Annotated in this window: 21 protein-coding genes and 1 pseudogene; 7 read left to right on the forward strand and 15 right to left on the reverse strand. The window is 65.2% G+C overall.

The window, feature by feature from the left end; translation table 11 throughout:
• Positions 1 to 9 precede the first annotated feature (9 nt).
• Both ptrC and FXN65_RS12225 read right to left on the reverse strand, forming a co-directional pair.
• Positions 10 to 204 (reverse strand): type III secretion system co-regulatory protein PtrC, encoded by a 195-nt coding sequence (gene ptrC / locus FXN65_RS12220; RefSeq protein WP_151133456.1) that lies wholly within the window; start codon positions 202 to 204, stop codon positions 10 to 12.
• A 251-nt stretch (positions 205 to 455) separates the two neighbouring features.
• Positions 456 to 1,367, reverse strand: a complete 912-nt coding sequence (locus tag FXN65_RS12225) for a LysR family transcriptional regulator (protein WP_151133457.1) — start codon at positions 1,365 to 1,367, stop codon at positions 456 to 458.
• 126 nt (positions 1,368 to 1,493) lie between these two features.
• Here FXN65_RS12225 and FXN65_RS12230 point away from each other — a divergent pair, with 126 nt between their 5' ends.
• The gene (locus tag FXN65_RS12230) at positions 1,494 to 2,237 is read left to right on the forward strand and encodes an SDR family oxidoreductase (protein WP_151133458.1); all 744 of its coding nucleotides are present in this window, start codon (positions 1,494 to 1,496) and stop codon (positions 2,235 to 2,237) included.
• 49 nt (positions 2,238 to 2,286) lie between these two features.
• Here FXN65_RS12230 and FXN65_RS12235 read toward each other — a convergent pair whose 3' ends face one another.
• Entirely contained in the window at positions 2,287 to 2,517 is a 231-nt protein-coding gene (locus FXN65_RS12235) for a DUF2789 domain-containing protein (RefSeq protein WP_151133459.1), read from the reverse strand.
• 188 nt (positions 2,518 to 2,705) lie between these two features.
• On the opposite strand from FXN65_RS12235, the gene FXN65_RS12240 reads away from it, so the two are divergent.
• Both FXN65_RS12240 and FXN65_RS12245 read left to right on the forward strand, forming a co-directional pair.
• Positions 2,706 to 3,029 carry a hypothetical protein gene (locus FXN65_RS12240; protein WP_151133460.1) on the forward strand — a complete coding sequence of 108 codons (324 nt, stop codon included), beginning with the start codon at positions 2,706 to 2,708 and terminating at the stop codon, positions 3,027 to 3,029.
• An 85-nt stretch (positions 3,030 to 3,114) separates the two neighbouring features.
• Positions 3,115 to 3,405 carry a hypothetical protein gene (locus tag FXN65_RS12245; RefSeq protein ID WP_151133461.1) on the forward strand — a complete coding sequence of 97 codons (291 nt, stop codon included), beginning with the start codon at positions 3,115 to 3,117 and terminating at the stop codon, positions 3,403 to 3,405.
• A 253-nt stretch (positions 3,406 to 3,658) separates the two neighbouring features.
• Here FXN65_RS12245 and FXN65_RS12250 read toward each other — a convergent pair whose 3' ends face one another.
• The 12 genes from FXN65_RS12250 to FXN65_RS12305 form a co-directional block, all read right to left on the reverse strand.
• Positions 3,659 to 4,135 (reverse strand): hypothetical protein, encoded by a 477-nt coding sequence (locus FXN65_RS12250; RefSeq protein ID WP_151133462.1) that lies wholly within the window; start codon positions 4,133 to 4,135, stop codon positions 3,659 to 3,661.
• A 375-nt stretch (positions 4,136 to 4,510) separates the two neighbouring features.
• The gene (locus FXN65_RS12255) at positions 4,511 to 4,693 is read right to left on the reverse strand and encodes a hypothetical protein (protein ID WP_151133463.1); all 183 of its coding nucleotides are present in this window, start codon (positions 4,691 to 4,693) and stop codon (positions 4,511 to 4,513) included.
• A gap of 106 nt (positions 4,694 to 4,799) precedes the next feature.
• The gene (locus FXN65_RS12260; RefSeq protein ID WP_151133464.1) at positions 4,800 to 5,438 is read right to left on the reverse strand and encodes an SCO family protein; all 639 of its coding nucleotides are present in this window, start codon (positions 5,436 to 5,438) and stop codon (positions 4,800 to 4,802) included.
• Positions 5,439 to 5,457: 19 nt separating this feature from the next.
• Complete coding sequence (locus FXN65_RS12265) at positions 5,458 to 7,230, reverse strand: multicopper oxidase family protein (protein WP_178119314.1); 1,773 nt, start codon at positions 7,228 to 7,230, stop codon at positions 5,458 to 5,460.
• Positions 7,231 to 7,584: 354 nt separating this feature from the next.
• Complete coding sequence (locus FXN65_RS12270) at positions 7,585 to 8,139, reverse strand: hypothetical protein (RefSeq protein ID WP_151133465.1); 555 nt, start codon at positions 8,137 to 8,139, stop codon at positions 7,585 to 7,587.
• Positions 8,140 to 8,512: 373 nt separating this feature from the next.
• Positions 8,513 to 9,637, reverse strand: coding sequence for a glycine cleavage system aminomethyltransferase GcvT (gene gcvT / locus FXN65_RS12275; protein WP_151133466.1), 1,125 nt, complete (start codon positions 9,635 to 9,637; stop codon positions 8,513 to 8,515).
• Positions 9,638 to 9,714: 77 nt separating this feature from the next.
• Positions 9,715 to 11,091: an L-serine ammonia-lyase gene (locus tag FXN65_RS12280; RefSeq protein WP_151133467.1), complete on the reverse strand. Its 1,377-nt coding sequence runs from the start codon at positions 11,089 to 11,091 to the stop codon at positions 9,715 to 9,717.
• Positions 11,092 to 11,252: 161 nt separating this feature from the next.
• Entirely contained in the window at positions 11,253 to 14,117 is a 2,865-nt protein-coding gene (gcvP, locus tag FXN65_RS12285) for an aminomethyl-transferring glycine dehydrogenase (protein WP_151133468.1), read from the reverse strand.
• 9 nt (positions 14,118 to 14,126) lie between these two features.
• Entirely contained in the window at positions 14,127 to 14,504 is a 378-nt protein-coding gene (gene gcvH, locus FXN65_RS12290; RefSeq protein ID WP_151133469.1) for a glycine cleavage system protein GcvH, read from the reverse strand.
• A 550-nt stretch (positions 14,505 to 15,054) separates the two neighbouring features.
• A complete protein-coding gene (locus FXN65_RS12295) occupies positions 15,055 to 16,578 on the reverse strand; it encodes a sigma-54-dependent transcriptional regulator (RefSeq protein ID WP_151133470.1) in 1,524 nt (507 codons plus the stop codon).
• A 253-nt stretch (positions 16,579 to 16,831) separates the two neighbouring features.
• Positions 16,832 to 17,056, reverse strand: a complete 225-nt coding sequence (locus FXN65_RS12300; protein ID WP_151133471.1) for a hypothetical protein — start codon at positions 17,054 to 17,056, stop codon at positions 16,832 to 16,834.
• Positions 17,057 to 17,454: 398 nt separating this feature from the next.
• Positions 17,455 to 17,781: a hypothetical protein gene (locus FXN65_RS12305; protein WP_151133472.1), complete on the reverse strand. Its 327-nt coding sequence runs from the start codon at positions 17,779 to 17,781 to the stop codon at positions 17,455 to 17,457.
• 242 nt (positions 17,782 to 18,023) lie between these two features.
• Here FXN65_RS12305 and pqqF point away from each other — a divergent pair, with 242 nt between their 5' ends.
• The 4 genes and pseudogenes from pqqF to nahK all read left to right on the forward strand — a co-directional run bounded on the left by pqqF (position 18,024) and on the right by nahK (position 25,902).
• The gene (gene pqqF, locus FXN65_RS12310) at positions 18,024 to 20,480 is read left to right on the forward strand and encodes a pyrroloquinoline quinone biosynthesis protein PqqF (protein ID WP_151133473.1); all 2,457 of its coding nucleotides are present in this window, start codon (positions 18,024 to 18,026) and stop codon (positions 20,478 to 20,480) included.
• 326 nt (positions 20,481 to 20,806) lie between these two features.
• Positions 20,807 to 21,907, forward strand: a pseudogene (locus tag FXN65_RS12315) (porin); the annotation flags it as partial.
• A 271-nt stretch (positions 21,908 to 22,178) separates the two neighbouring features.
• On the forward strand, positions 22,179 to 23,345 hold the full coding sequence (gene nosP, locus FXN65_RS12320; protein WP_151133475.1) for a nitric oxide-sensing protein NosP: 1,167 nt from the start codon (positions 22,179 to 22,181) through the stop codon (positions 23,343 to 23,345).
• Positions 23,332 to 25,902 (forward strand): hybrid sensor histidine kinase/response regulator NahK/ErcS', encoded by a 2,571-nt coding sequence (gene nahK, locus FXN65_RS12325; RefSeq protein WP_151133476.1) that lies wholly within the window; start codon positions 23,332 to 23,334, stop codon positions 25,900 to 25,902. Before nosP ends, nahK begins: the two co-directional genes overlap by 14 nt.
• Positions 25,903 to 25,922: the final 20 nt, after the last annotated feature.

Genomic DNA, 25,922 nt, shown 5'->3' on the forward strand with positions numbered 1-25,922 from the left:
CCGAGGGAATCAGGCGGCCTGGCTGGCGTAGATCAGCTCGCGCAGGGCCTTGCGCTCCGCCACTGGCGTCGGGGCCTCGCGCACGGCCAGGCGGCCGTCGTCCAGGCTGACCACCACTTCGGTTTCGAAGTGCAGGCGGAGTTCGTCGAGGGTCACGTGGGTGACCTGGTAAAGGCTGTCGCTGATACGAGGGTCGGCAGACATGGCGTTGATCTCGTTCCGGTTGGCCGCAGGGCCGATGGAGCGATAGTGCCGCCGGTGCATCCTGCGCGGAATTGAAAGGCGGTGATGGTGAACATCATTCCTGTCGATGGCCCGGAGCCGCTTCACCTGTGGCGATTCGAATCCGCGAGCTGGCAGGATGAAGCCGATCCCGGAATTGGTGCGCCCGACTCACCCTGCGACCCGGACCGCGCTGAAGAAGTCGCCCCTCATCACCTGCCAGAGCCTCCCGATCACCCTTGAGGCACAAAGGCCGGATCGGACAGGTGCTGTACCAGCAGGTCGTGCACCAGCCTTACCCGGGGCGGTACGGGGCCCTGCTGCGGGCGGTAGATGAACATTTCCCAGGGTGGCGGCGCCTGGTCCTGCAACACCGGCACCAGGCGGCCCGCGCGAAGGTACGGTTCGGCCAGGTAGATGGGCAGCTGGCCGAAACCGATGCCGGCCAGTACGGCCTCCACTTCGTTTTCCTGGTCGTCGGTGCAGAACGCAGCGTTGGCCGGCTGGATCTGTTGCCCCTCGGCGAACATCCAGGGCCAGACGCGGCCGGTGTTGTTGTCGATCAGCGCCGTGGTGGGCAACTGGTGCAGATCGTCCAGCGACTTCGGCGCGCCATGGCGCTGCAGCAGTTCCGGAGCGCCCACCACCAGCAGCGGAATCTGCGCAACCGCCCGCGCAATGTAGCGACGGTCGCGGATGAAGCCGATGCGCACGCCGAGGTCGATCTGCTGCTCGACCGAATCGGTGAGCTGGTCTGACAGGCGCATGTCGAAATGGATGCGCGGATGCTCGCGGGCGATCTGCGCCAGCACGGGAAGCAGGAAACGCCTCCCGACCGAACGGGGCGCGGCGATGCCTACGCGTCCGGCGAGCTCCTCTTCGCGCTTGCCGCCATGTTGCTGGAACAACTGGTCCAGGCCAGCCAGGGCTTCACGGGCCTGGCTGGCGAGCCGCTCGCCGAAGGCGGTGATCTGCACGTGGCGGGTGCTGCGGTGGAACAGCGGCTCGCCGAACTGGTCTTCGAGGTCCTTGATGGCGCGGGTCACGGTTTGCGGAGAGGCACCCAGGCGGGTAGCGGCTTCGCGGAAGCTGGGGGTTTCGGCGGCGACGCAGAGGATGCGCAGCAATTCGATTCGATTGAACATGTTCGGTGTTCCATTTTGTGGAATTTCAAAATCCTGACTATTCCATTCAGTGACGGCAAGACCTTCCCGATACTGGCGTCCAGTTACCGGATTCATCCCGACTCCGGGCTTCCTGGGAGTGCCCTCATGAGCAACAACATTTCCACCAAGGTCGTGGTCATTACCGGTGCCAGCAGCGGGCTGGGCGAAGCCACCGCCCGCCACCTGGCATCCCTGGGTGCCAAGGTGGTACTCGGCGCGCGTCGGGTCGAGCGCCTGCAGGGCCTGGTCGCCGAGATCGAAGCCGCTGGCGGCGAAGCCCTGGCCATCGCCACCGACGTCACCTCCGCAAGCCAGGTGGCGACGCTGATCGAAGGCGCGGTCCAGCGCTTCGGTCGTGTCGATGTGCTGGTGAACAACGCCGGATTGATGGCGATCGCGCCCATGGACGAGGTCAAGGTCGACGAGTGGTCGCGCATGTTCGATATCAACGTCATGGGCGTACTCCACGGTGTGGCGTCGGCGCTGCCGCTGTTCCGCAAGCAGGGTAGCGGGCATTTCATCAACGTCGCCTCCGTGGCCGGAATCAAGGTGTTCAGCCCGGGGGGTACGGTCTACAGCGCTACCAAGTTCGCGGTACGTGCCATCAGCGAAGGGCTGCGCCATGAGGTTGGTGGCAGCATCCGCACCACGGTGATCTCTCCCGGCGCGGTGGACTCGGAGCTGAAGCACGGCAGTTCCCACGAAGAAAGCAGCCAGGCCCTGGGCGAGTTCTACAAGATGGCCATTCCGGCCGAGTCCGTGGCGCGGGCCATCGCCTACGCCATCGAGCAGCCTGCCGATGTGGATATCAGCGAAGTGGTCCTGCGGCCCACGGTCCAGGACTTCTGATCCGTGGCATGAAAAAGGCGGCCCCTGTGGCCGCCTTTTCTCGTTCCGGTCATTTGCTCAGGAGTACCGCCAGTTCGTCGGCTTCCTCGGCCCAGTCGGAATCCTCCAGCAGGGCGTCCCGCAGGAAGGCGGACTGGGCCTTGTTCCAGAACGGCGCATCCGGCAGGGGCTGGCCCACCGCCAGGCGGTTGTTGGTGACGAAACGCTCTATCCCGTTCTTGTCGGAAGGCAGGCCGAGCTGGTCGAAGAGGGCGCTGAGGGAATGATGGCTGGTATCCATGACGGGTCTCCGGTAGGGCGTTGAACGGGAATGAAAGACCTCCAACGACTATAGACCCTGTGCCGACCATGACCGCCGGATGGCAGCATGTCGGCTGCGGCTGACGCGGGCTTGCGCTGGATTCAGGCTTGGCTAGCCTCACACAAAATGTTGCAAAAGAACCTTGGGCCACCTGAACAGGGGGCGAAATGGGCGTCCATAGCGAGCAGAAGCATCCTTTTCGGGATCCGGTGGAGGCCCTGCTGCTGGTCGCTCCGGTCTGGTCCCCTGTGCTGTTCATCTTCCTCGCCCAGTTGCTCCACGAATTCTTCCAGATCAACTGGTTGTTCAACTCCAGCCTGAGCACCTTCGGCATGTTCCTGGTGCCGGCCATTTCGGCGCTTCCGCTGATCCATGATTCCCCCCGCCCACTAGCCATCAGGCTGTTGCTGGCGGGTGTCTATTATCTGGTTGGACTGGCAGCGATCTTCCTGATGTCCTGGGGCATGCTGCTGTACACCGGCTATACCTGATCCTGCCGCGGAACCTGGCACGGGGCCATGGATCAAAGGCCCCGGGTCCGCAGATTCGGCGGATCATCCCACTACGGAGCTATCCATGACCCCTTTGAAGAAACTCGCGCTCGTTGGCCTGGTGGCCTTGCCGCTGGCTGGTTGCATGAAAGAGGAACCCATCGACCAGGCGGTGCTCTGCACTTACAGCACCGATGCCGAGGCCAAGTTGTGCAAGCCCGGGCAGATGTCCTGGTTCAAGGCGGGCAAGGCGGTCAACCAGTCCCTGCCGCTGAGCGTGGCGGCGGCGTATTGCGACTTCAATCACCAGGTCATGTACAACGAGGCGGGGGTGATCTGCGTGTTCACCGACAAGCGCCTGAGCCTGGTGAAGTAGGGCGGCGGTTGCGCGTTGCGCGGGGGCGGCCCCGGAAACTGTGCGTGGGGCGTTCAGCCGGGTGCCGGGGAGGGAGGCTGAAAGGCGAACCTGCGGTCCGCATCGCAATTGAAATCGCCCCATAGGCAAGGTCGTGCGCTGGCTGCTCGTAATCCTGCTTCCCAAAAAGACTGAAGGCGCCACAGGTGGCGCCTTCTGCCTTTCGAGGTATCGCATACATCGTGATTGCCTGCCTCTGAACGGTGCCCCGGGATCAGCTGATGCGGTTGGCGCCAGTGCGATCGGCGCCACCTTCGGCTACGCGGAAGCCATTGGTGCGGTCGGAACCACCTTCGGCGACATCGAAGGCCTTGGTGCGATCAGAGCCGCCTTCGGCTACGTCGAAGGCCTTGGTGCGGTCGGAGCCGCCTTCGGCGACATCGAAGGCCTTGGTGCGGTCGGAACCGCCTTCGGCGACATCGAAGCCCTTGGTGCGGTCGGAACCACCTTCGGCTACGTCGAAGGCCTTGGTGCGGTCGGAGCCGCCTTCAGCGACGCGCAGCGACTGGGAGCGCTCGGAACCGTTTTCAGCAATGCGGTTGGCACCGGTACGGTCGGCACCGCCTTCGGCTACGCGGTGGATGCTGGTGCGGTCGGAGCCACCTTCAGCGACTACGGCACCCTGGGGCAGGGCAAAAGCAGTGGCGGACAGGCTGGCGATGAACAGGCTGGCAAGGATTTGCTTTTTCATTTTCGGGCACCTCGGTGAGGGTTGGAATTCGTCTACGGGGCCCATGTTACTGATGTGATTTCGATGAAGAAGTGATGCCGCGTGATGGTTACCATCGACGTCAATAATAGTTGTTTTATATCTAGTAAAAACAATGTGTTAGGTTTTGATCGTTAACGCTTTTACGTCGTCTGGAAAGGCTTTTTCCTGGAATTGGAATAATCGAAGTATTCGATGTAAAGGTCGAGACGCTGGCAGACAACGGTCGGAGAACGGCCTGGATGGCCAGCGCCAGAGCGGCTGTTGGCGTAGTTCAGGGGAGGAGAGGAAGGAGTTCGGCGGCAGGTCGGAGCGAATGCACTCACCCCGACCTGCCGATCGCAGGCTCGCCGGAAATCAGCGCTTGCCCATGGAGCGGCGGGAGCCGCGGGGCGGTGGATGCAGGCGCGAACCGCGATCATGCCCCTTGAGGGTCTGGTAGTAAGGGATGTTCTGCTTCTTCGGCTTGGCGGGCGCGTCCGGAGTGGCCGCGGTTTCCTGGGGCTGTGCTTCGGCCTGGTCGAGGTCTTCGCTGTTCATGGTGCTTCTGCTCTGTGCGGGCTTGGCCCGCTAACGGGCCGGAGGCGCGCATCATACACCAACTGCCCGCAGGCCGGCCTCAGGGCGGGCCTGCGGGCATCGCGGTTCAACCGGGCTGCTCCACCTGCCAGCCGGTGAGCTGGACGCGATGGTCCACGTGGTTGATCGCAGCCAGGATGTGCTCGGGGTCGGTCAGGGCCGGTGACATGGTCCAGCGGCCAATGGGTTCGTTGCCGATCCGCACCATGCCGGTATGGGTGAGCTGGTTGCCGTCTACCAGTGGGTCCACGTCATAGAAACCCAGCGCGTAACGCAGGTCGAGAATGTCCTGCGGATCGCCAGTGAGGTACTCCCAGCCGGGGCCGATGTCGAACTTGTCGACGTACTCCTGCAGGTGGCGGGGCTGGTCCAGCTCCGGTTGCAGGGTAATGGAGTACATGAAGATGTCCCTTCCCACGCGTTCGCCGAGCATTCGCTGCACCTTGCGCAGGTTGGCGGTGGCGGTCGGGCAATTGCGGCCGCAGCTCGCGTACATCATGTTCAGCACCACCACCTTGCCGCGTAGCAGGTCGTCGTAGAAACGGACCTTCCTGCCCAGATGGGTGACGAGTGTCGGGTTGGGGAACCTGTCATCGCCCTGACGGACGTTTGGCCGGCGTTCCGCGGCGGCGCCCAGCGAGCCCAGGGCGGCCAGCCCCAGTACGCCGGCACCGAGCCCGCCGATCAGGTTTCTGCGTGTATTCATGGCATACCTCCGGCTGGCGTCATTCGACGTCGAAGCGCAGCATCATCGCGTGGTCTTCGTGAATCAGGTTGTGGCAGTGCATCACGTACTTGCCGACGTAGTCGCGGAAGCGAATGAGCACGCGCACGGTTTCGGCTTCGTTGATCACATACACATCCTTGCGCCCCTGCTCATGGGCGGGGATGGGGATCGAAACGCCATTCTTGATACGCGCGAGGATGCGGCCTTCCTCCAGGTGGATATGGATGGGGTGCGACCAGCCGTTGTCGATGTTCATCAGCTCCCAGATTTCGTAGCGCCCCTTGGGCACCTTGAAGCGTGGGGCGTTGACGTTCACGAACTGGCCATTGATGGCCCACATGTTGTTGGCGCGCTCGAAGACGAAGCGGCGCACCGGCGCGCTCGCGACCACCGCCGGATCTATCGGCGGCAGCGGGCGCAGGTTGGCCGGCACCTGGCTGAGGTCCTGGGCGCTGGGCCAGCGGTCCACCACTATCTTCAGCACGCGCACGCCGGGCTCCTTGATGTCTTTGGGCCGACGGGTTTCCTCCTGGCGCATGCGGTTGACCAGGTAGAGCGTGGTACCCACCAGGTACTTGGAGAAATCCACCACGATGTCGGCGCGCTCGGCCATGCCCAGGGTCACGCTCTGCTGGTTGAGCAGGGGCTTGGGCAGCAGGTTTCCGTCGTTACCGATGTAGGTGAAGTTCTGCCTCACGTTGTTGGGATTCACCAGCGCGAAGTTGTAGAACCGGCCCGGCCCACCGTTGAGCAACCGGAAGCGGTAGCGGCGGGCGGCCACCTTGAGCACCGGTTCGATCATGCCGTTGACCAGTACCTTGTCACCCAGCACGCCCTCGGGGTTGATCTCGTCATAGAAGAGCTTCCCGGCGGCGTCGAAACGGCGATCGGCGAACACCAGCGGGTAGTCGTAGGGATGGCTCGGCAGGCGCAGTGCGCTGGGGCTCGGGTCGGCTTCGTTGCCGGAGTCCAGGTGGTCATACAGCAGGTAGAAGCCCACCAGTCCGCGATAGAGGTTGGGCGATGTGAAGTCCAGCGTGTGGTCGTGATAGAAGAGTGTGCCCAGCGCTTCGCGATAGTCGCCGACGTTGTTCTGCAGGTCCTCGAAACCGGCATAGACGTTGGGATACAGATGATCCTTGAATCGTCCCGGTGCCGTCAGGTTTGGGCCGGCCTTGGTCTTGCTGTAGTAGTCGCCGGGGAAGCCGTCGCTCTCCGAGCCATCGTGCAAGTTATGCAAGTGGGTGGAGATTTCCGGTGTGCCGAAACCGGTGTGATTGGCCGGAAGCTCGTTGTGGATGCGGCAGATCATCGGCTGGCCATAGTGGGTCATGACCGTTGCGCTGAATTCGTTGGCCGGTGTGTTGGCGGCGCGATAGCTCCAGATCTTCTGCTGCGGGTAAGCCGGGTTGAAGACCCAGTTGTGTTCCTTGGCCCGCAGCTCGTAGTACTCGGCATTTGGGCGGAACTGTGCCCAGCGCTGGTGGCGGCCACGTCCGGCCTCGCCGCCTGCCACATTGGCCAGTTCGGTGGGTGCGGGGGACAGGTAGGCAACGCCGGCGGCGGGCACTATCTGCGTGGGCAGCTCCATTACCCAGGGCGTGGTGGGCGGGCTCGGGGGCAGTATCGGCACCATGGCCTGGCTGGCCGGGGCACGTAGCAGCGCAGGCGCGGCCGCGGCGGCGGCTGAAAGCTTGAGGAAGTTCCGGCGTGCGGTATCCACCTGCCTGTCTTTCTTGTTCTTGGCGGTTCGAGGGTTCTTGCCTTTCATGGATGTACTCCACCTCCCCACAGCGAACTCGCGTCAACGTCCCGCCCTGGATGCAATGCTCCAAGGCTCGTTGTCCCCATGCGTTCACGCGAAGGTGCAGGCCGCCAGTCATTGGCTCGCGCGGCCAAAGCGCCAATAAGCCGACTAAAGACTTCTCACTTAGTGAGTGCAATTGGCGAGAAGCCAAAAAAATGCCGAGAGTGCTGGCCAGTCGCTTCTGGCTCTAGGCACGGCGCTGAGTGTTTCAAAATGTGTCGCGAAGACGGGCGGCAGGGAAAGGAGGGCAGGCGGTAGAGCGGTTTGGGCGGGATGGAGGCGGCCGGAAAGTGGGGGAATCCGGCCGCCTCCGGGAAATCACTTGTACTTGTCGTGGAACAGGGCGATCTGCTTCACCGGCTTCGGCTCTTCCTTGGCCAGGACGTAGACCACGCGCTGGCCGTCCGGGCCGCCGCCGATGTCGACGTAGCTGAAAGTAGGCTCGCCGATGCGGTACATGTCCATCATGTCGCCGTAACGGCTGAACACGTAGATGATGCCTTCTTCATCGCGCAGCTCGCCGTAGAAGGGCTGTGCCGGCGGCATGCTGATGTCGAGGAAGCGCTGGGCGGACAGGGTCTTCACGTCCTTGCCCTGGTCGGCGGACTTGAGCACCAGGACGATATCGCGGCCGAAGCCGTCTTTCTTGCCGACGCTGTGCTTGACCGGCGTGGTGCCGCTCTTCACGAACTCGCGGTAGGTGGCGTAGTCGTCGAAGACGAAGAGTTCTTTCTCGGTGCGGATCTGGTACCAGTCTTCGTTATCCAGGGCTACCGGCTTGACGGGAGCCGGGGCCTGCATGGCGCAGCCGCCGAGCATGGCGGCCAACAGCGCGGCGGCCAGGGGCTTGATCAGGTTCTTCTTGTGGTTCATCGGAGGTCCTCCCCAGGAAAGTTGAGCAGAGAATCTGCCTGCGGCTGATGACTGGCTGATGACGGGATTGTGTCGTTGCGATGAATGAGGGAAGGCGTTGTATTTCAGTTGGTTAGAAGCGCTTCTTGAAGTTGGCTGAATTCCGCGACTGCCCGCTAGGGTGCGCCGCGCGTACCGCCCTTGTCGTTCTCCCAGACAAGGAGAGAGCCTTGTGTGGTGGGCTGCAGCAGAACGCCGGCACGCGGCCCCTTGGTAGGGGGCTCCGTGCGCACCGATGCCACTGAGGCTGTTCTGCCGGAAAAAGAAAAGGGTGAAGACTTGCGTCTTCACCCTGCAAGGCCCCGCCGGGGCGGGGCAGTCGAGGGACTCTGTATCAGCCGCGGTAGTAACGCTGCGGCACGAAGGGGGTCTTGGCCACTTTCATGGCCACGCGCTTGCCGCGCACCAGGGCCCAGACCTCGCTGTCCAGGGCGGCGTGGCTGGCGGTGACGTAACCCATGGCCACCGGGGCACCGAGGCTGGGGCCGAAGCCGCCGCTGGAGACGCGGCCGATCACTGTGCCGTCGGCATCGACGATCTCCGCGCCTTCACGCACCGGCACGCGCTCCTGTGGCAGCAGGCCGACGCGCTTGCTCGGCACGCCGTCGCGCTGCTGGGCGAAGACCTGGCCGGCGCCGGGGAAGTTGCCGGCACGCAGGCCATCGGCACGGCGGGCCTTGGAGATGGCCCAGCCGAGGCTGGCCTCCACCGGCGTGGTGGCGGTGCTCATGTCGTGGCCGTAGAGGCACAGGCCGGCTTCCAGGCGCAGCGAGTCACGCGCGCCGAGGCCGATCGGCTGGACTTCCGGCTGGGCCAGCAGGGCGCGGGCCAGGGCTTCGGCCTCGGCCACCGGCACGGAGATCTCGTAGCCATCCTCGCCGGTGTAGCCGGAGCGGCTGACGTAGCAGGCCACACCCTGCAGGTTCACGCTGGCGAACTGCATGAAGGTCATCGCCCGCACTTCCGGGGCGAGGCGGCCGAGCACCGCGGCGGCGGCCGGCCCCTGCAGGGCGAGCAGGGAGCGGGACTCGAACAGCGACTCGATGGCGCACTGTTCGCCAAGGTGCTTCTGCAGGTGCGCCAGGTCCTGCTCCTTGCAGGCGGCGTTGACCACCAGGAACAGTTCGTCGTCGGCGAGACGGGCGACCATCAGGTCGTCGAGGATGCCGCCGTTCTCGTCGGTGAACAGCGCGTAGCGCTGGGTGCCGATCGGCAGGTCGAGGATGTCCACCGGCACCAGGCTTTCCAGGGCGCGGGCGGCGTTGGCGCCACGCAGGAGGATCTGGCCCATGTGCGAGACGTCGAACAGGCCGGCCTGCTCGCGGGTGTGCAGGTGCTCCTTGAGCACGCCGAGCGGGTATTGCACCGGCATGTCGTAACCGGCGAAGGGCACCATGCGCGCACCGAGTTCGAGGTGCAGGGCGTGCAGCGGGGTTTGGGCGAGGGTTTCAGTAGTCACGCGGAATCTCCAGTAAGGTGCGCCAGGCGCACCGATGAACGTCTGTGGTGCGCGCGGCGCACCCTACGGACGATTGATCAGCATTCGATGATGTTCACGGCGAGGCCGCCGCGGGCGGTTTCCTTGTACTTGCTCTTCATGTCGGCACCGGTCTGGCGCATGGTGCGGATCACCTTGTCGAGCGAGATGAAGTGCTGGCCGTCGCCGCGCAGGGCCATGCGCGCGGCGTTGATGGCCTTCACCGAGCCCATGGCGTTGCGCTCGATGCAGGGCACCTGGACCAGGCCGCCGACCGGGTCGCAGGTCAGCCCGAGGTTGTGCTCCATGCCGATCTCGGCGGCGTTCTCCACCTGCTGCGGGGTGCCGCCGAGGACTTCGCAGAGCGCGCCGGCGGCCATCGAGCAGGCCACGCCGACCTCGCCCTGGCAGCCGACCTCGGCGCCGGAGATGGAGGCGTTCTCCTTGTAGAGGATGCCGATGGCGGCGGCGGTGAGCAGGAAGCGCTCGATGCCGTCGTCGTTGGCGCCGGGCACGAAGCGGCTGTAGTAGTGCAGCACCGCCGGGACGATGCCGGCCGCGCCGTTGGTGGGCGCGGTGACCACGCGGCCGCCGGTGGCGTTTTCCTCGTTCACCGCCAGGGCGTAGAGGTTGACCCAGTCGAGCACCGACAGGCTGTCGCGCAGGTTGGCCTCCGGTTGCTCGCTGAGCTGGCGGTACAGCGCGGCGGCGCGGCGCTTGACCTTGAGCCCGCCGGGCATGATGCCTTCCTTGCGGCAACCGGCCTTCACGCAGTCCTGCATCACCTGCCAGATCTTCAGCAGGCCGGCGCTGGTGTCCTCCGGGGTGCGCCAGGCCTTCTCGTTCTCGCGCATCAGGCCGCTGATGGACAACCCGCTGGCGGCGCACTGGGCGAGCATCTCCTTGCCGGTCTTGAACGGGTAGGGCAGCGGCGTGCGGTCTTCGACGATGCGGTCCAGCCCGGCGGCTTCCTCGTCCACCACGAAGCCGCCGCCCACCGAGTAGTACTCGCGGGAGCGAATCTGGATGCCGGCGTCGTCGAAGGCGCGGAAGATCATGCCGTTGGGGTGGTAGGGGAGCGGCTTCCTGATCAGCGCCAGGTGCTCCTTCTCCACGAAGTGGATCGGCTTTTCGCCGCCGAGAAGCAGTTCGCCGCTCTGGCGGATGCGCGCCAGGCGCTCATCCACGCGTTCCGTATCCACGGTATCCGGTTGTTCGCCTTCCAGACCCAACAGCACGGCCTTGTCACTGCCGTGACCCTTGCCGGTGGCCCCAAGGGAGCCGTACAGCTCCACCTTCAGGCTTTGGGTGTCGGCCAGCAGGCTCTCGCGGCGCAAGCCTTCGACGAAACGCGCGGCGGCGCGCATCGGGCCAACGGTGTGGGAGCTGGAGGGGCCAATGCCGATCTTGAACAGGTCGAAGACACTGAGGGACATGTCGCGCTCCTGAGCGTGCGCTCGGCTCTTTCTTATTAGTCAGCGTAGACAGCCCGGACGATCGGGCCCGAAGGTCCGACCGCCGAACTTCCATGTCTTGTCCGGGATTGTGGAAGCGAATTCATTCGCGAATGAATCCGCCCCCACAGGGGCGGGCTGGATCAGGCGTCCTGATAGGCCTCGATGGACGGGCAGGCGCAGACCAGGTTGCGGTCGCCGTAGACGTTGTCCACGCGGCCCACCGGCGGCCAGTACTTGCCGTCCACCAGGCTGGCGGTGGGGTACACGGCGAGTTCGCGGCTGTAGCGGTGGGTCCACTCGCCGACCAGCTCGTGGGCGGTGTGCGGGGCGTTCTTCAGCGGGTTGTCGTCCTTGTCCAGTTCGCCGGCCTCCACCGCGCGGATTTCCTCGCGGATGCGGATCATGGCGTCGCAGAAGCGGTCCAGCTCTTCCTTCGACTCGCTCTCGGTGGGCTCGATCATCAGCGTGCCGGGCACCGGGAAGCTCATGGTCGGGGCGTGGAAGCCGTAGTCGATCAGGCGCTTGGCGACGTCGTCGACGCTGATGCCGCTGGTCTCCTTGAGCGGGCGCAGGTCGAGGATGCACTCGTGGGCCACCAGGCCGTTGCTGCCGGTGTAGAGCACCGGGTAGTGCTCCTCCAGGCGGCGGGCGATGTAGTTGGCGTTGAGGATCGCCAGCTGGGTGGCGCGGCGCAGGCCGTCGCCGCCCATCATGCGGATGTACATCCAGGTGATCGGCAGGATGCTGGCGCTGCCGAAGGGTGCCGCGCTGACCGCGCCCTCTTTGCGCGCCATCTGCGCGTGGCCGGGCAGGAAGGGTGCCAGGTGGGCCTTCACGCCGATCGGGCCGACGCCCGGACCGCCGCCGCCGTGGGGGATGCAGAAGGTCTTGTGCAGGTTCAGGTGGGAGACGTCGCCGCCGAACTGGCCCGGGGCGCAGAGGCCGACCATGGCGTTCATGTTGGCGCCGTCGATGTACACCTGGCCGCCGTTGGCGTGGATGATCTCGCAGATCTCGCGGATGCCTTCCTCGAACACGCCGTGGGTGGACGGGTAGGTGATCATCAGCGCGGCGAGGCGCTCCTGGTGCTCCTCGGCCTTGGCCTTGAGGTCGGCGATGTCGACGTTGCCGCGGGCGTCGCAGGCGGTGACCACCACGCGCATGCCGACCATGGCGGCGGTGGCCGGGTTGGTGCCGTGGGCCGATTGCGGGATCAGGCAGATGTCGCGCTGGTCGTCGCCGCGGCTCTGGTGGTAGGCGCGGATCGCCAGCAAGCCGGCGTATTCGCCCTGGGAGCCGGCGTTGGGCTGCAGGGACACGGCGTCATAGCCGGTGGCCTGGCACAGCATGGCTTCCAGCTCGGTGGTTAGCTCGGCGTAGCCCCGGGACTGCTCGGCCGGGGCGAAGGGGTGCAGGGCGCCGAACTCGGCCCAGGTCACCGGGATCATCTCGCTGGCGGCGTTCAGCTTCATGGTGCAGGAGCCCAGCGGGATCATGCTGCGGTCCAGTGCCAGGTCCTTGTCGGCGAGCTTGCGCAGGTAGCGCATCAGCTCGGTTTCCGAGTGGTAGCGGTTGAACACCGGGTGGGCGAGGATCGCGCTCTGGCGCAGCAGGGCGGCCGGCAGGCGGCTGGCGACGGTGGCGGCCAGGTCGGCGAAGGCCGGCAGGGCCTGGCCGTCGGCGAACAGCGCCCAGAGCTGCTCGACGTCGGCCTGGGTGGTGGTTTCGTCCAGCGACAGGCCGAGGCGGACAGCATCCACTTCGCGCAGGTTGAGGCGCTGGGCGCGGGCCGCGGCGTGCAGATCAAGGGTACGGGCGCCGGTGGCCAGGGTCAGGGTGTCGAAGAAGTGCGCCTGCTCGACGGTCACGCCGAGCTGGCTCAGGCCTTCGGCGAGGATCGCGGTCAGCTGGTGCACGCGGTTGGCGATGCGGGTCAGGCCCTGCGGGCCGTGGTAGACGGCGTACATGCTGGCGATGTTGGCCAGCAGCACCTGCGCGGTGCAGATGTTGCTGGTGGCCTTCTCGCGGCGGATGTGCTGCTCGCGGGTCTGCATGGCCAGGCGCAGGGCCGGCTGGCCGTGGCGGTCGATGGAGACGCCGACCAGGCGGCCGGGCATGTCGCGCTTGAAGCTGTCGCGGGTGGCGAAGTAGGCCGCGTGCGGGCCGCCGAAGCCGAGCGGCACGCCGAAGCGCTGGGCGCTGCCGAGGGCGACGTCGGCGCCGAACTCGCCGGGCGGGGTCAGCAGGGTCAGGGCCAGCAGGTCGGCGGCGACCGCGACCAGGGCGCCGGCGGCGTGGAAGCGCTCCACCAGCGCGCGGTAGTCGAAGACATCGCCGTTGGCGGCGGGGTACTGCAGCAGGGCGCCGAAGTAGGCGCTGGCGTCGCTCAGCTCACGCTCGTCGCCGATCACCACCTCGATGCCCAGCGGCTCGGCGCGGGTGCGCAGCACGTCGAGGGTCTGCGGGTGGCAGTGCTGCGAGGCGAAGAAGGCCTGGCTGGCCTTGTTCTTCGCCAGGCGCTTGCAGAAGGTCATGGCTTCGGCGGCGGCGGTGCCTTCGTCGAGCAGGGAGGCGTTGGCCACCGGCAGGCCGGCGAGGTCGCTGACCAGGGTCTGGAAGTTCAGCAGGGCTTCCAGGCGACCCTGGGAGATTTCCGGCTGGTAGGGGGTGTAGGCGGTGTACCAGGCCGGGTTTTCCAGCAGGTTGCGCAGGATCGGGCTGGGGGTGTGGCAGGGGTAGTAGCCCTGGCCGATGTAGCTCTTGAACAGCTGGTTCTTCGCGGCGATGGCCTTGATCGCGGCGAGGGCTTCGGCCTCGCCCTGGCCGGCGGGCAGGTCGAGCACGCTGGTGCCCTTGATGCTGTCGGGGATGACGTTGGCAGTCAGGGCTTCGATGTCTTCATGGCCGAGCAGTTGCAGCATGGCCTTGATATCGCCCTCGCGCGGGCCGATGTGGCGGGCGATGAATTCGTTGGCGGTGCCGAGGGCAGGGGTCTCGATGCTCATGGTCGTTCCTCAGCCGTTGGCTTTCAGCAGGTTTTCGTAGCCGGCCTGGTCGAGAAGGCCGTCGAGGAGGCTGGTGTCAGCCAGCTGCATGCGGAAGAACCAGCCCTTGCCCAGGGGCTCTTCGTTGACCAGCTCAGGGCTGTCCGCCAGTTGCTGGTTCACTTCGACCACTTCGCCATCCAGCGGCATGACGATATTGCTGGCGGCCTTCACCGACTCCAGCACGGCGACTTCCTCGCCCTTGGCATAGGCCTGCAGTTCCGGGAGTTGAACGAAGACCACATCCCCCAGCGCGTCCTGCGCGTACTCGGTAATGCCTACGGTGACGCTGCCGTTCTCTTCCAGACGCAGCCATTCGTGGTCGGCGGTGAAACGCAATACGCTCATCTTTGGTCCTCAACTCGTATGACGCGCCTGTTTCTTCTGCCAGGCGCTTAGCCCCGCACGCGGTCATTGCCGCGCGCTGTTGCCCGGCCATTAGCAAGGGCAGTGCCAGAAGTCTGAGTGCCTTGTAAATCAAGGTGTTGAGAGGGTTTTTTGAGGAAATGCATGATCGTGGCTGTAGCGAAATCGCTACAGGGTGGAGAGCGCTCTTTGCATGAGTGGCGGAGAAACCACTAGTGGCGCGGGCTCTGGCTGGATGTTGCGGAATCGTTACGCTGTAGCGATTTCGCTACGGCGTGCGTTGTCATTCAAAATAAATAGAATAAAAACATATAGTTATATTAGTTACTTGATGTTGGCTGCGACGAATTCAAGCAGGGAGCGCCGCGCGCACCAGAAGTTTGCAACGGTGCCGCTGCCGATCCCGGGGTCGGTGCGCATGGCGCACTCCACGGGGCCGGCCAGCACTGCCTACGATGCGGATTTCGCCTGTGCTTATCCAGATTAAAAGCTTTATATATCAATAAGATATGCTATTTATCTCGAATAAATATCAGGTTTTGCCCGGGATTCCGTACTTGCGCAGCCGGTGGGCAATGGCGGTATGGGAGGTCTGCAGCCGAGCGGCCAGTTGGCGGGTCGAGGGGTAGGTGACGAAGAGCTTCTCCAGCAGCGCCCGCTCGAAGTTCTCCACGGCCTCTTCCAGGCTGTTAACCTCGCCGTCGCTCTGGCGTGCCACTGCGGTGCCGGCGATGTCCAGGTCGCCGATCTCCACCAGGCTGCTCTCGCAGATGGCGGCGGCACGGAAGATCACGTTCTGCAGTTGGCGCACGTTGCCTGGCCAGCGGTTACCCAGCAGCGCCTGGAAGGTACCGGGCGCCAGGCGGCAGGCCGGACGCTGGATCTGGGTGCAGGCCTGCTGCATGAAGAAGCGGGCCAGCAGCAGGATGTCCTGGCCGCGCTCGCGCAGCGGCGGCACTTCCAGATTGAGTACGTTCAGGCGATAGAAGAGGTCTTCGCGGAAGGCGCCTTCGCCGACCATCTTCTCCAGGTTGCGGTGGGTGGCGCTGAGGATGCGCACGTCCACCTTGATCTCGCGGTCACCGCCCACGCGGCGGAAGCTGCCGTCGCTGAGGAAGCGCAGCAGCTTGGCCTGCAGGTAGGGCGACATCTCGCCGATTTCGTCGAGGAACACAGTGCCCTGGTGGGCCAGTTCCAGCAGGCCGGGCTTGCCGCCGCGCTGGGCGCCGGTGAAGGCGCCGGGGGCATAGCCGAACAGCTCGCTCTCGGCCAGGTTCTCCGGCAGCGCGGCGCAGTTCAGCGCCAGGAACGGCTGATTGCGGCGCGCGCTGGCGGCGTGGCAGGCGCGAGCCACCAGTTCCTTGCCGGTGCCGGTTTCGCCGCGTATCAGCAATGGTGCGTCCAGGGCCGCCACCCGCTGGGCTCGGGCCTTGAGCGTGGCCATGGGGGCCGAGTCGCCCAGCAGGGCGTCGAAACCTTCGGCCGCATGGTCGTGATGCAGCGCCGAGAGGCGCTCGCCAATCCGGTTGGGCTGGTAAAGCGTAAGCAGGGCGCCGGTCAGGTGATCACCCTCGGTAATCGGTACCGCATCCAGCAGCAATGCCTGACCCTTGAGGGTTATTTCCCGCAGGGGAAGGCGGAAGCCGTGCTCCAGCAGGGCGCTGTGCAGGCTGTCGTCGCCGAAGAGTTGCGCCAGGGGTTGGCCCTCTGGCTCGGCGCCGTAGAGGGCGATCAGTGCCGGGTTGGCCAGCAGGATACGGCCCTTGCCATCCACCGCCAGTACCGGGTCGGTCATGGCCGCCAGCAGCGCATCCAGCTGCAGGCGACGACGCTGGCCGGGGAGGATGTCCACCACCGTCACCTCCTGCACGCCGTGCACGGCATGCAAGGCGTCGCGCAGCTCGTCGAGCACTTCCGGGCTGAGGGTGGGGGCGTCGATATAGACATTGGGCGGCACCATTTCCACCGCATCCAGGTTGAGGTTGCGGCCGCCGAGCAAGGCCAGGACCTCCTGGGTGATGCCGACGCGGTCGATGAAGGTGACGTGAATTCGCATGGAAACGCTGGGCTGGCGATTTGAAGGGGCGAATTATGCCCGGTCTGTCGTGCTTAGGTAACAGGCCTGCGTAGTCCTGCATGACCTGCTCTGTGTTGGGGCGAATTCATTCTCGATGCAGGCCGAAGGCCTGCCTGGCAGGAGAGGGTGGGGCCGCTTCGCGTCCCATCGCGAATGAATTCGCTCCTGCAGATTGTGGTTATGGCCACGAAAAAGCCCCGCATTTGCGGGGCTTCTGTCGTGGGCTGCATCCTCAGGCACTCAGCGCCTTGTGCGTCCGGTCGATCACATTCTGCAGGTGGTCGGCGTCGCCATAGTGCTCCGGGTACAAACGCTCGCTGTGACGGGCGACACCGAACTCGTTGACGATGGTGAAGCTGAAATTGCCGTTGCGAGCGGCGGTTATATGGCAGGTGAACGGCGCAAATGCGCGGGTCAGGGTGCTGATTGCAGCTTGGGCTTGATGATGGATGGTCATCGTGTTGCTTCCTTCGTTTTGCGGCCATGGGCCGCCAGACAATGGCTCCGAATCCGCCGAGCAACAGACTCTGGTCGGATGATCCTTATCGGAGCAAGGGTGCCGGCATGAAGTTCCCCGATCGGGTTCAAGCTCTGGCAGCTGGTACTTGGGGTGCCAGGTGCTGCGTCGGGTAAGGGTCTGGCCCGATCGGCAGTCCTGGTCAATCTAGCGCTCGCTCATGACAGCTTTACTGCATCGCCTGGGGCGGGAGTGCGGTCGGTGAGTCGGCGGGGTTGGCCTGGTCCCTTTGGGTTGGCCCGCTTGGGAAGAGAGGCGAGGGATCGAAAGGCCGATTGACTTACAACTTGGTACTAACGATGGCGACCCTAAAGGATCGCCTAGCAAAAATCAAGCCTTCAGTGACTGAGCGGTAGTTGGCTGATGTTGATTTCGGTGACCAGCGAGGTTCGCGCCGGCGGTGTGCGGGCGAGCAGGGGGCAGTAACGGTCCAGCGACTGGATCAGGTCCCACTGCAGTTCCAGGTCGTGGCCCAGGCCCGTGACCTGGTCCAGCAGGCCGACCGACGCCGCCTGGAGGTTGCTGTCGGTGGAACTGGCCATGTTCGCGGTGACCTTCGCCAACAGAGTGGTGATGGCGGTCATGTTGCGGGTAGTCAGGGCCAGGATATTGGCCAGCAAGGCGATCTCGCTTGGCGGTACTTGTTGTTGGGGAGTCTGTTCCATGAATGCTCCGATTGGGCCACCAGTCCATATGGCATTGCGCCATTATCGTTTTGAGATGCCAGTGGCAACGATGGAGTCACGCCCATGCAAGGGGCTGGCAAATCTCTGAACGCGCTGTAGGAAATCTTCTATTACTCGGCCGGATAGGACGCATGAACCACTGAACCAGTTCCAAAGAAGCATTGCTACCTCGGAAGGTGGGCAGGAACCTAGGACCAGGTCCTTCCCGTTTCCGATGTGCCATGTCCAGCCTTGTCGAGTCGTCCGATCAGCAGCCGCCATTGGTTACGCGCCTGGCCAATGGCCTGGAAGTGCGCCTGCTGCATCGACCCGGTACGACGCTTTGCGCGCTGCTGGTGGACGTGCAGGGGGGTAGCCACGACGAACCTGGCGACTATCCGGGGCTGGCCCACTTTCTCGAACACCTGGTGTTCCTGGGCAGCCGCGATTTCCCCCCGGAGCGGGGCCTGATTCCATTCGTCCAGGGTGTGGGCGGCCGGGTCAATGCGAGTACCCGGCCCCGCAGCACGCGCTTCTTCTGCGAGGTGCCGGCGACGCACCTCGATCAGGCCCTGGCGCGGCTTCTGGACATGCTGGCCAATCCTTTGCTGGAAACGGCTGCGCTCTGGCGTGAGCGGGAAGTGCTGCAGGCCGAGTTCAGTGCCCGCGCGCGGGACTGCCGGACCCTTTGCGACGCCGCGCTGGCATGGGCGCTCGCGGCCGGTCACCCGCTGGCGGATTTTCATGCGGGCAACGCCGCCAGCCTGAAACTGGAATCCCCCGCATTCATGCCTGCGCTGCATGGCTTCCATCGGGAGCATTACCAGCCGGGCCGCATGTGCCTGACCCTGGTAGCGCCGCATCCCCTGGACCAACAGCTGGAACTCACCCGCCGCTACGGCGAACCGTTGCAGGCGGGCAGGCGCCTGCCGGAACCGGTGGTGCCGCCCATGCTGCCGCTTCGTGCGAATCGGCTCCGGCTTGGTGTACCGGGCGGAGGCGGACGGCTCCTGCTGGCGTTCGCCCTGCAACAACGAGGCGATGCCCTGGAGGCGGCCACGGCTTTTCTCGAATGCCTGATCCAGGACGACTCGACCGGCGGCCTGCAAGAGCATCTCAGCGCACTTGAACTCGGCGACGCTGTGCACCTGCGCCTGGCTTGTGCCGATGGCGGGCAAGGCCTGCTGGTGATGGACCTCGAACGGGTGGAAGACGCCGACTGCGCACAACTGGAGGCCGAGGTCCTGGGCTGGCTGGACTTTCTGCGCACCACCGCACCCTGGCCGGGGCTCTGGGAGGAGCGGCTGGAGTGCCTGCGCCGCCGGCACGCCGAACTGGCGCCGCTGGATGCCGCGCTGGCGCCCCGGCTGCCAACGCTCCCGGAAGTCCGCTCGCTGCTGGAGCAATTGCGCGCCGAACGCCTGATCCATCTCCAGACCGAAGATTCCGACCGCGCGAACAACCATGTTTCGGCCGGCTTCTCCCTGAATCTGGAGCGGCTTGGAGTGGCTCCCGGCAGAACGTCCGCCGCCAACTGGCGACTGCCGCCGCCCAACCCCTACCTGGTCCCGCCGGTGCCTCTGACGGCGATCCACACAAGGCTGCCCGCCAGGCCTGGCTTGCCCGATGCCCGTGGCCAGGGCGCGCTGTTCCTGCGCTGGCATGCCGCAGTAGGCGGATTGCCCCATGGGCTCCTCCCTGCACTGCAGCGCGCGCTGCGTCCCATCCTGGGGGCCGCCGCCGGGGCCGGTGTGACCGGCGGGCTCAAGGCGGAGCAGGGCGGGATCACGCTTGAGCTGCTGGGCGATGCCCGTCTGCTGCGCCCTGTGAGCGGCGATATGCTGCCGCTGCTCCAGGCACCACCGCTCTGGAGTCTTGCCCAGGGGCCGCGCCTGCAGCGAAGTGCCCTGCGCCGCAACTCCGGTGAGCTGCCCTTGCGTCAGATGCTGCAGCACCTGCCGGGCTTGTTGACAGCGGCCACGGACGGGCCGGCCGTGCTCGATGCGGATGCCCTGGCGCACTTCTGGCGTCAGGTACGCTGGCAGGGCCTGGCCGTGGGCGACGTGGTGATGGATACCGAACTGCCAGGGCTGCCTGCCCTGCCCGGCGTGTTGGCCGGGCAGAGCGGACGTAATTGGCATCGGCTGGAGATGGAAGGCGAAGCGGCGCTGCTGCTCTTCTATCCACTCGATCCAGTCCGCGCCGCGATGGAGGTCTCCGCGCGGCTGCTGGCCAGTCTTCTGGAGCCGGCCTTCCACCAACGGCTGAGGGGCGAACTGCGACTGGGCTACGCCCTGGCCTGTGGTTTCAGGCAATTCGGGCGGCACCGTGGCCTGCTGTTCGCCGTGCAGTCGCCGCGTGAATCCGTGGCCGGGCTGTTCGCGCACCTCCAGGACTTCCTCCAGCATCAACGAGAGCGTCTGGCGGCGCTGGACCAGGCACAACTGGATGTTCTGCGCCTGACCCTCGCGCAGCGGCTGGTCCGGGACGACACGGAATTCGCCAGCTACGCCCGCCAATGCTGGCTCGATCATCTCGCCGGCCTGCCCGCCGACCATCGCTCGCGGGTGCACCAGGCCTTGACCGAGCTGCAACCCAGCCACCTGCAAGAGCAACTCGACCGCCTGATCGCCGGGATGAGCTGCCTTGCCCTGGCCAATGCCGAAACCTCTGCGTCGGGTTGGCACCACCCGTACTGATTTCCCTCTCCATTCCTGTGCTGAAGGACGAGCCCGAAAGGGCTGCGTCCTTTCGTGCTGTTCGACCGTCCGTCGGGCTACGACCTTGGACGAGCCCGGTATTAAGCCTTTCCGGCGCGACTTGCAGAACCCGGCCAAAGCAGGGCGAAACCCCCGCGAATGCAGCCTATGGCGGACCCGATGGCGTTTCGATAATCGCCTCCGACTCGACTGACCTGCCCGGTCGTCAACCCACAGCGGAGAGCGTCATGCACAACAAGAAGATCGCCCAAGCCCGTTTGTCCCGCCTTGCCCTCGCGGCAGCGGTAGCCCTCGCCACCCAGCAGGCCGCCGCGGAGATCGTCCTGTACGACAAGGACCAGACCACTTTCTCCACCGACGGCTACGTCAACGCCTTCTACGTCAACAGCGACGTGGATCGCGACGGCGAGCAGTTCGACCGCCGTCAGTCGCGGGTAAAGATGGGCTTCCTGCCGAACTGGATCGGTTTCAACATGGGCAAGCAGGTGGACGACCTCAAGCTCGGCGCCCGTTCCTCCTTCTGGGTCACCATCAACGACAGCGAAACCAATGGCACCGCCACCGCCATCGACGTCCGCCAGTTCTACGGCACCGCTGGCAGCGACTGGGGCGAAGTGCTGGTGGGCAAGGACTTCGGCCTGTTTGCCCGCTCCAACATCCTGCTCGATGAACTGCTTGCCGGTTACGGCCAGGTCAGCGATACCCTCGGCCTGGTGGATGGTGGCGGCGTATCCTTCGGCAACATCGGCAGTGGCTACCCCTATCCCTTCCCGACCTCGCAGATCACCTACCGCAGCCCGAAAACCGACGGCCTGCGCGCCGCCGTGGGCATCATGGACCCGGTGGACACCAACGACGACAGCGCCACCGGCAAGGCCTACCAGGAAAACCCGCGCTTCGAGAGCGAGGTCACCTACGAATTCGACCTGGGTGGCGCGCAGATCTACTCCTGGGTCAACGGCGCCTACCAGACCTCGGAAAACACCGATCCCAACGTCGATTCCGTTACCTCCAAGGGCCTGGGCTACGGCGTGCAGGCCAAGATGGGCGCCTTCACCCTGGTGGGTTCCGGCTTCCAGGCCAAGGGCATCAACCCCTTCTTCACCAACAACGCCGGCGAGCCGACCCTGCGCGAGGTGGACAGCGACGGCTACCTGCTGCAGGGCTCCTACCGCTTCGGCAAGAACCGCCTGGCCCTGTCCTACGGAAAGACCAAGGACGACGGCAACGGCGTGGTGAACACCGGTGCCGACTACGAAACTCGCGGCATCGCGCTGTTCCACGACATCAACGACAACCTCAAGCTGGTGGCCGAGTACAACCAGTTCGAGATCGACGGCCACGAGGGTGATGCCCAGAACGAAGACACCGACACCGTCGCCCTGGGTGCCGTGCTGACCTGGTAAGCCCTGATCCAGATTGCTCCGGTTTTGGCGGGAGAGGCTGATGTCCTCCCGCTTTTTTTGCTTGCCCGTTCTTTGTGGGAGCGAATTCATTCGCGAAATGAACCCACGGGCCGCTGCGTAGCCCTTGGCGAATGAATTCGCCCCTACGGGGTATGTACCGGTTAGCCCCTACCTTCGAACTAGTCCGCCGCTACCCAAGAAGGATGGGGCGCCCCGGACCCCCTCCGTAGAATTTCCACATCGCGAACAGGCTTATTGAGTGAGGCCGAGGATGCTCGAAGAACCGGCAGAGGGCGTCGTCACCGCCATGTCCCTGGCCAGCGAGGCGGAGGCCGTGGCCCAGGACCTGGCGCGCCAGCTCATTCACCCGTACCTGGGTTTCGTATTGTTCTTCTGCTCGGCGGAATACGACCTCGAAGCTCTCGGCCAGGCCCTGGAGCAGTACTTCGGCGGCGTGCGGCTGGTGGGTTGCACCAGCGCTGGCGAAATCACGCCCCTGGGCTACGGCCGCAACTGCGTCAGCGCGGTGGGTTTCGACCATCGCAGCTTTTCCATCGCCAGCGCCCTGGTGGACGAGATGGACCGCTTCGGCCTGATCGACGCCCAGCAACTGGTGGAGCGCCTGGTGCAGGACTGCCGGGCCAACTCCCTGGCGCCGATCAAGGGCCACAGCTTCGCCCTGACCCTGCTGGATGGCCTGTCCAGCCGCGAGGAGGTGGTGCTGGCGGCACTCGGCGCGGCCTTCGGCAGCATCCCGCATTTCGGCGGTTCGGCGGCCGACGACCATCACCTCAAGCACACCCACGTCTACTACGAAGGGCGCTTCCACGCTGGCGCGGCGGTGGTGGTGCTGGTGAACACGGCGCTGGATTTCGAGGTGTTCAGCACCCACCACATCCTGCCGGGAACGGAAAAGCTGGTGGTCACCCGCGCCGACAACGCCAGCCGCCGCGTCTTCGAACTGAATGCCGAACCGGCGGCGGAAGTCTATGCGCGGATGATCGGCGTTCCGCTCGGCGCTCTCGACCTGCGCATGTTCGCCGCGCACCCGCTGGCGGTGCGGCTGGGGGATTCGTACTACGTGCGCTCCATCCAGCGGGTCAACCCGGACCTCAGCCTGACCTTCTACTGCGCGGTGGAGAACGGCATCGTCCTGACCGCCATGCGAACCGGACCACTGCTGCCCAACCTCGAGGCGCTGTTCGAGCGTCTTGGTGAGCGGCTCGGCGCGCCCTTGCTGACCATTGGCTGCGACTGCTTCCTGCGTCGCCTGGAAATAGAAAACGATGTAGATGCCGTGGCTCGCACCTCTGAAATCCTGCGTCGGCAGCGGGTCATCGGCTTCAACTCCTATGGAGAGCAGTTCAATGGCATGCACATCAACCAGACCTTCACCGGAGTCGCCATCGGCCGCCGGGGGCGCAATGGAGGCCACTGAACAGCAGGCTCGGCTGGCGGCGCTGGAGGAAGAGAACCGCAAGCTGCGCAGCATCAACGCGGCCCTGATCGAGCGGGTGGAGTCCAGCGCCTCCCGCCGCGACGACAGCTACGCCGCCTTCCAGCATTCGGTGGTGCTGGCCGAGCAGGTACGCGAACGCACCGATGCGCTGAACCAGGCCATGGCCGAACTCAAGGCCAGCAATCGCCTGCTGAGCGATGCCAGGCTGCGGGCGGAAACCGCCCACCAGCATCTGATCGACGCCATCGAAAGCATCTCCGACGCCTTCGTGCTGTTCGACCGCGACCAGCGGATCGTCCTTTTCAACAGCCGCTTCAAGTCCTTCTGGGCCCGCACCCGCGCGCGCATCGGTGCCGGCACCCGGCTCTCGGAAATCCGGCGCCTGGCGGACAGCACCGGGCTGATCGTCGAAGAGCATCGCGGCAGCGACGACAACGTCCTCTACCGGCTGCATGACGGTCGCTGGGTGCAGGTCAGCGAACGGCCCACCCGCGAAGGCGGGCTGGTGATTCTCTATACCGACATCACCGAAGTGAAGCAGAGCGAAACCGCCCGCCGCGAACAGGCGATCGCGCAGAAGTCACGCCTGCTGCAGCGCGCCGTCGACAACCTGTCCCAGGGCGTGGCCATGGTCAGCGCCGAGGGCATCCTGGAACTGTGGAACCACCGCTTCCTCGAACTCTGCGGGCTGGCCCCGGTGGAGGCGCATCGCACCTTCGCCGGCGTAATGTCCGACAGCGAACTGCCGCTGCTCACCCCCGACACCCGCGACGCCAATGGCCGCCCCATCCGCGAGATGGAGCAGCGCCTGTACAACGGCCGCGTGCTGGAAGTGCGTACCCATCCCTTGCCCACCGGCGGCTTCGTCAACACCTTCACCGACATCACCGAGCGCTATCGCCATGCCGAGGCACTGGCCGAAAGCGAGCGCTGGATTCGCCTGATCACCGACCATGTGCCGGCGTTGATCGCCTACCTGAGCGCTGACCTGGTCTACGAATTCACCAACAAGGTCTACGAGGAGTGGTACCGCTGGCCGCGCGGCTCGATGCTCGGCCAGAGCCTGCGCGAGGTGCACAGCGAAGAACACTGGCTGCGCCTGGAGCCCTACGTGGAGCGGGCGCTGAACGGTGAAAGCCTGTCCTTCGAAGTCACGGAAACCAACCACAACGGCCAGGAGCGCTGCATGTTGCGTTCCTATGTGCCCAATCGCCTGGCCAATGGCGAGGTGGTGGGCATCTTCGTGCTGATCCGCGACATCACCGAACGCCGCCGCACCGCCGAGGCCCTGCACCAGGCCTACCAGAACCTCGAACAACGGGTACGCGAGCGCACCACCGAACTCACCGCACTGAATAGCCAGCTGCGCCGCGAAATCGACGAGCGCGCGCAGATGGAACTGCGCCTGCGCGAAGCCAAGTTCGAGGCGGAGAAGGCCAACCTGTCCAAGACCAAGTTCCTCGCGGCGGTCAGCCATGACCTGCTGCAACCGCTCAACGCCGCACGGCTGTTCACCAGTGCGCTACTGGAGCAACGCAGCCAGGCCTGCAACCTGGCCCTGGTGCGCAACGTCAGCAACTCGCTGGAAGACGTGGAGAACCTGCTGGGAACCCTGGTGGACATCTCCAAGCTGGATGCCGGGGTGATCAAGCCGGATATCGCGTCCTTCGCCGTTGGCGAGCTGCTCGACAACCTGGCCGTGGAATACCGCCAGATCGCTGCCAGCGAGGGCCTGCAGCTGGACTTCGTGCCCAGTTCGGCCCTGGTGCGCAGCGACCTGCAACTGCTGGCGCGGATCCTCCGCAACCTGCTCAGCAACGCCATCCGCTATACCCCGCAAGGCCGCATCCTGCTGGGCTGCCGTCGTCGTCGCCAGAGCCTGTGGATCGAGGTATGGGATACCGGCGTTGGCATCCCGCGGGACAAGCTCGGCGAGATTTTCCAGGAATTCAAACGCGGGGAGGTGGTGCGCGAGAAGCAGGACCGCGGACTTGGCCTGGGCCTCGCCATCGTCGAGAAAATCGCGCGCATGCTCGGCCATCGCATCCACGTCTCCTCGGAACTGGGCAAGGGCTCGCTGTTCGCCGTGGAGGTGCCGCTTGCAAGGCGCGTCCCCCGGCAGAAACCGGAACGCAGCGAGCCCGAGGCCGTGCTGGAACGGCTCAACGGTGCGCGGATCTGGGTGCTGGACAATGACGCGGCCATCTGCGCAGGCATGCGTACCCTGCTGGAAGGCTGGGGCTGCCAGGTCACCACCGCGCTCTCGGAAGAAGACCTGGCGCGCCAGGTGGAAAACTTCCACGCCGACGCCGACCTGCTGATCGCCGACTACCACCTGGACAACGGCTGCAATGGCGTCGACGCCGTCGCCACCATCAACGCCCGCCGCAGCACACCGCTGCCGGCCCTGATGATCACCGCCAACTACAGCAACGAGCTCAAGCAGCAGATGCGCGAACTCGGCCACACCCTGATGCACAAACCGGTCCGGCCGATGAAGCTGAAGACGGCGATGAGTCATTTGTTGGAGCGGTGAATCCGGTGTGCGCGGCGCAC

Origin of the sequence: Pseudomonas lalkuanensis, from assembly GCF_008807375.1 — a bacterium.
Lineage (GTDB): Bacteria > Pseudomonadota > Gammaproteobacteria > Pseudomonadales > Pseudomonadaceae > Metapseudomonas > Metapseudomonas lalkuanensis.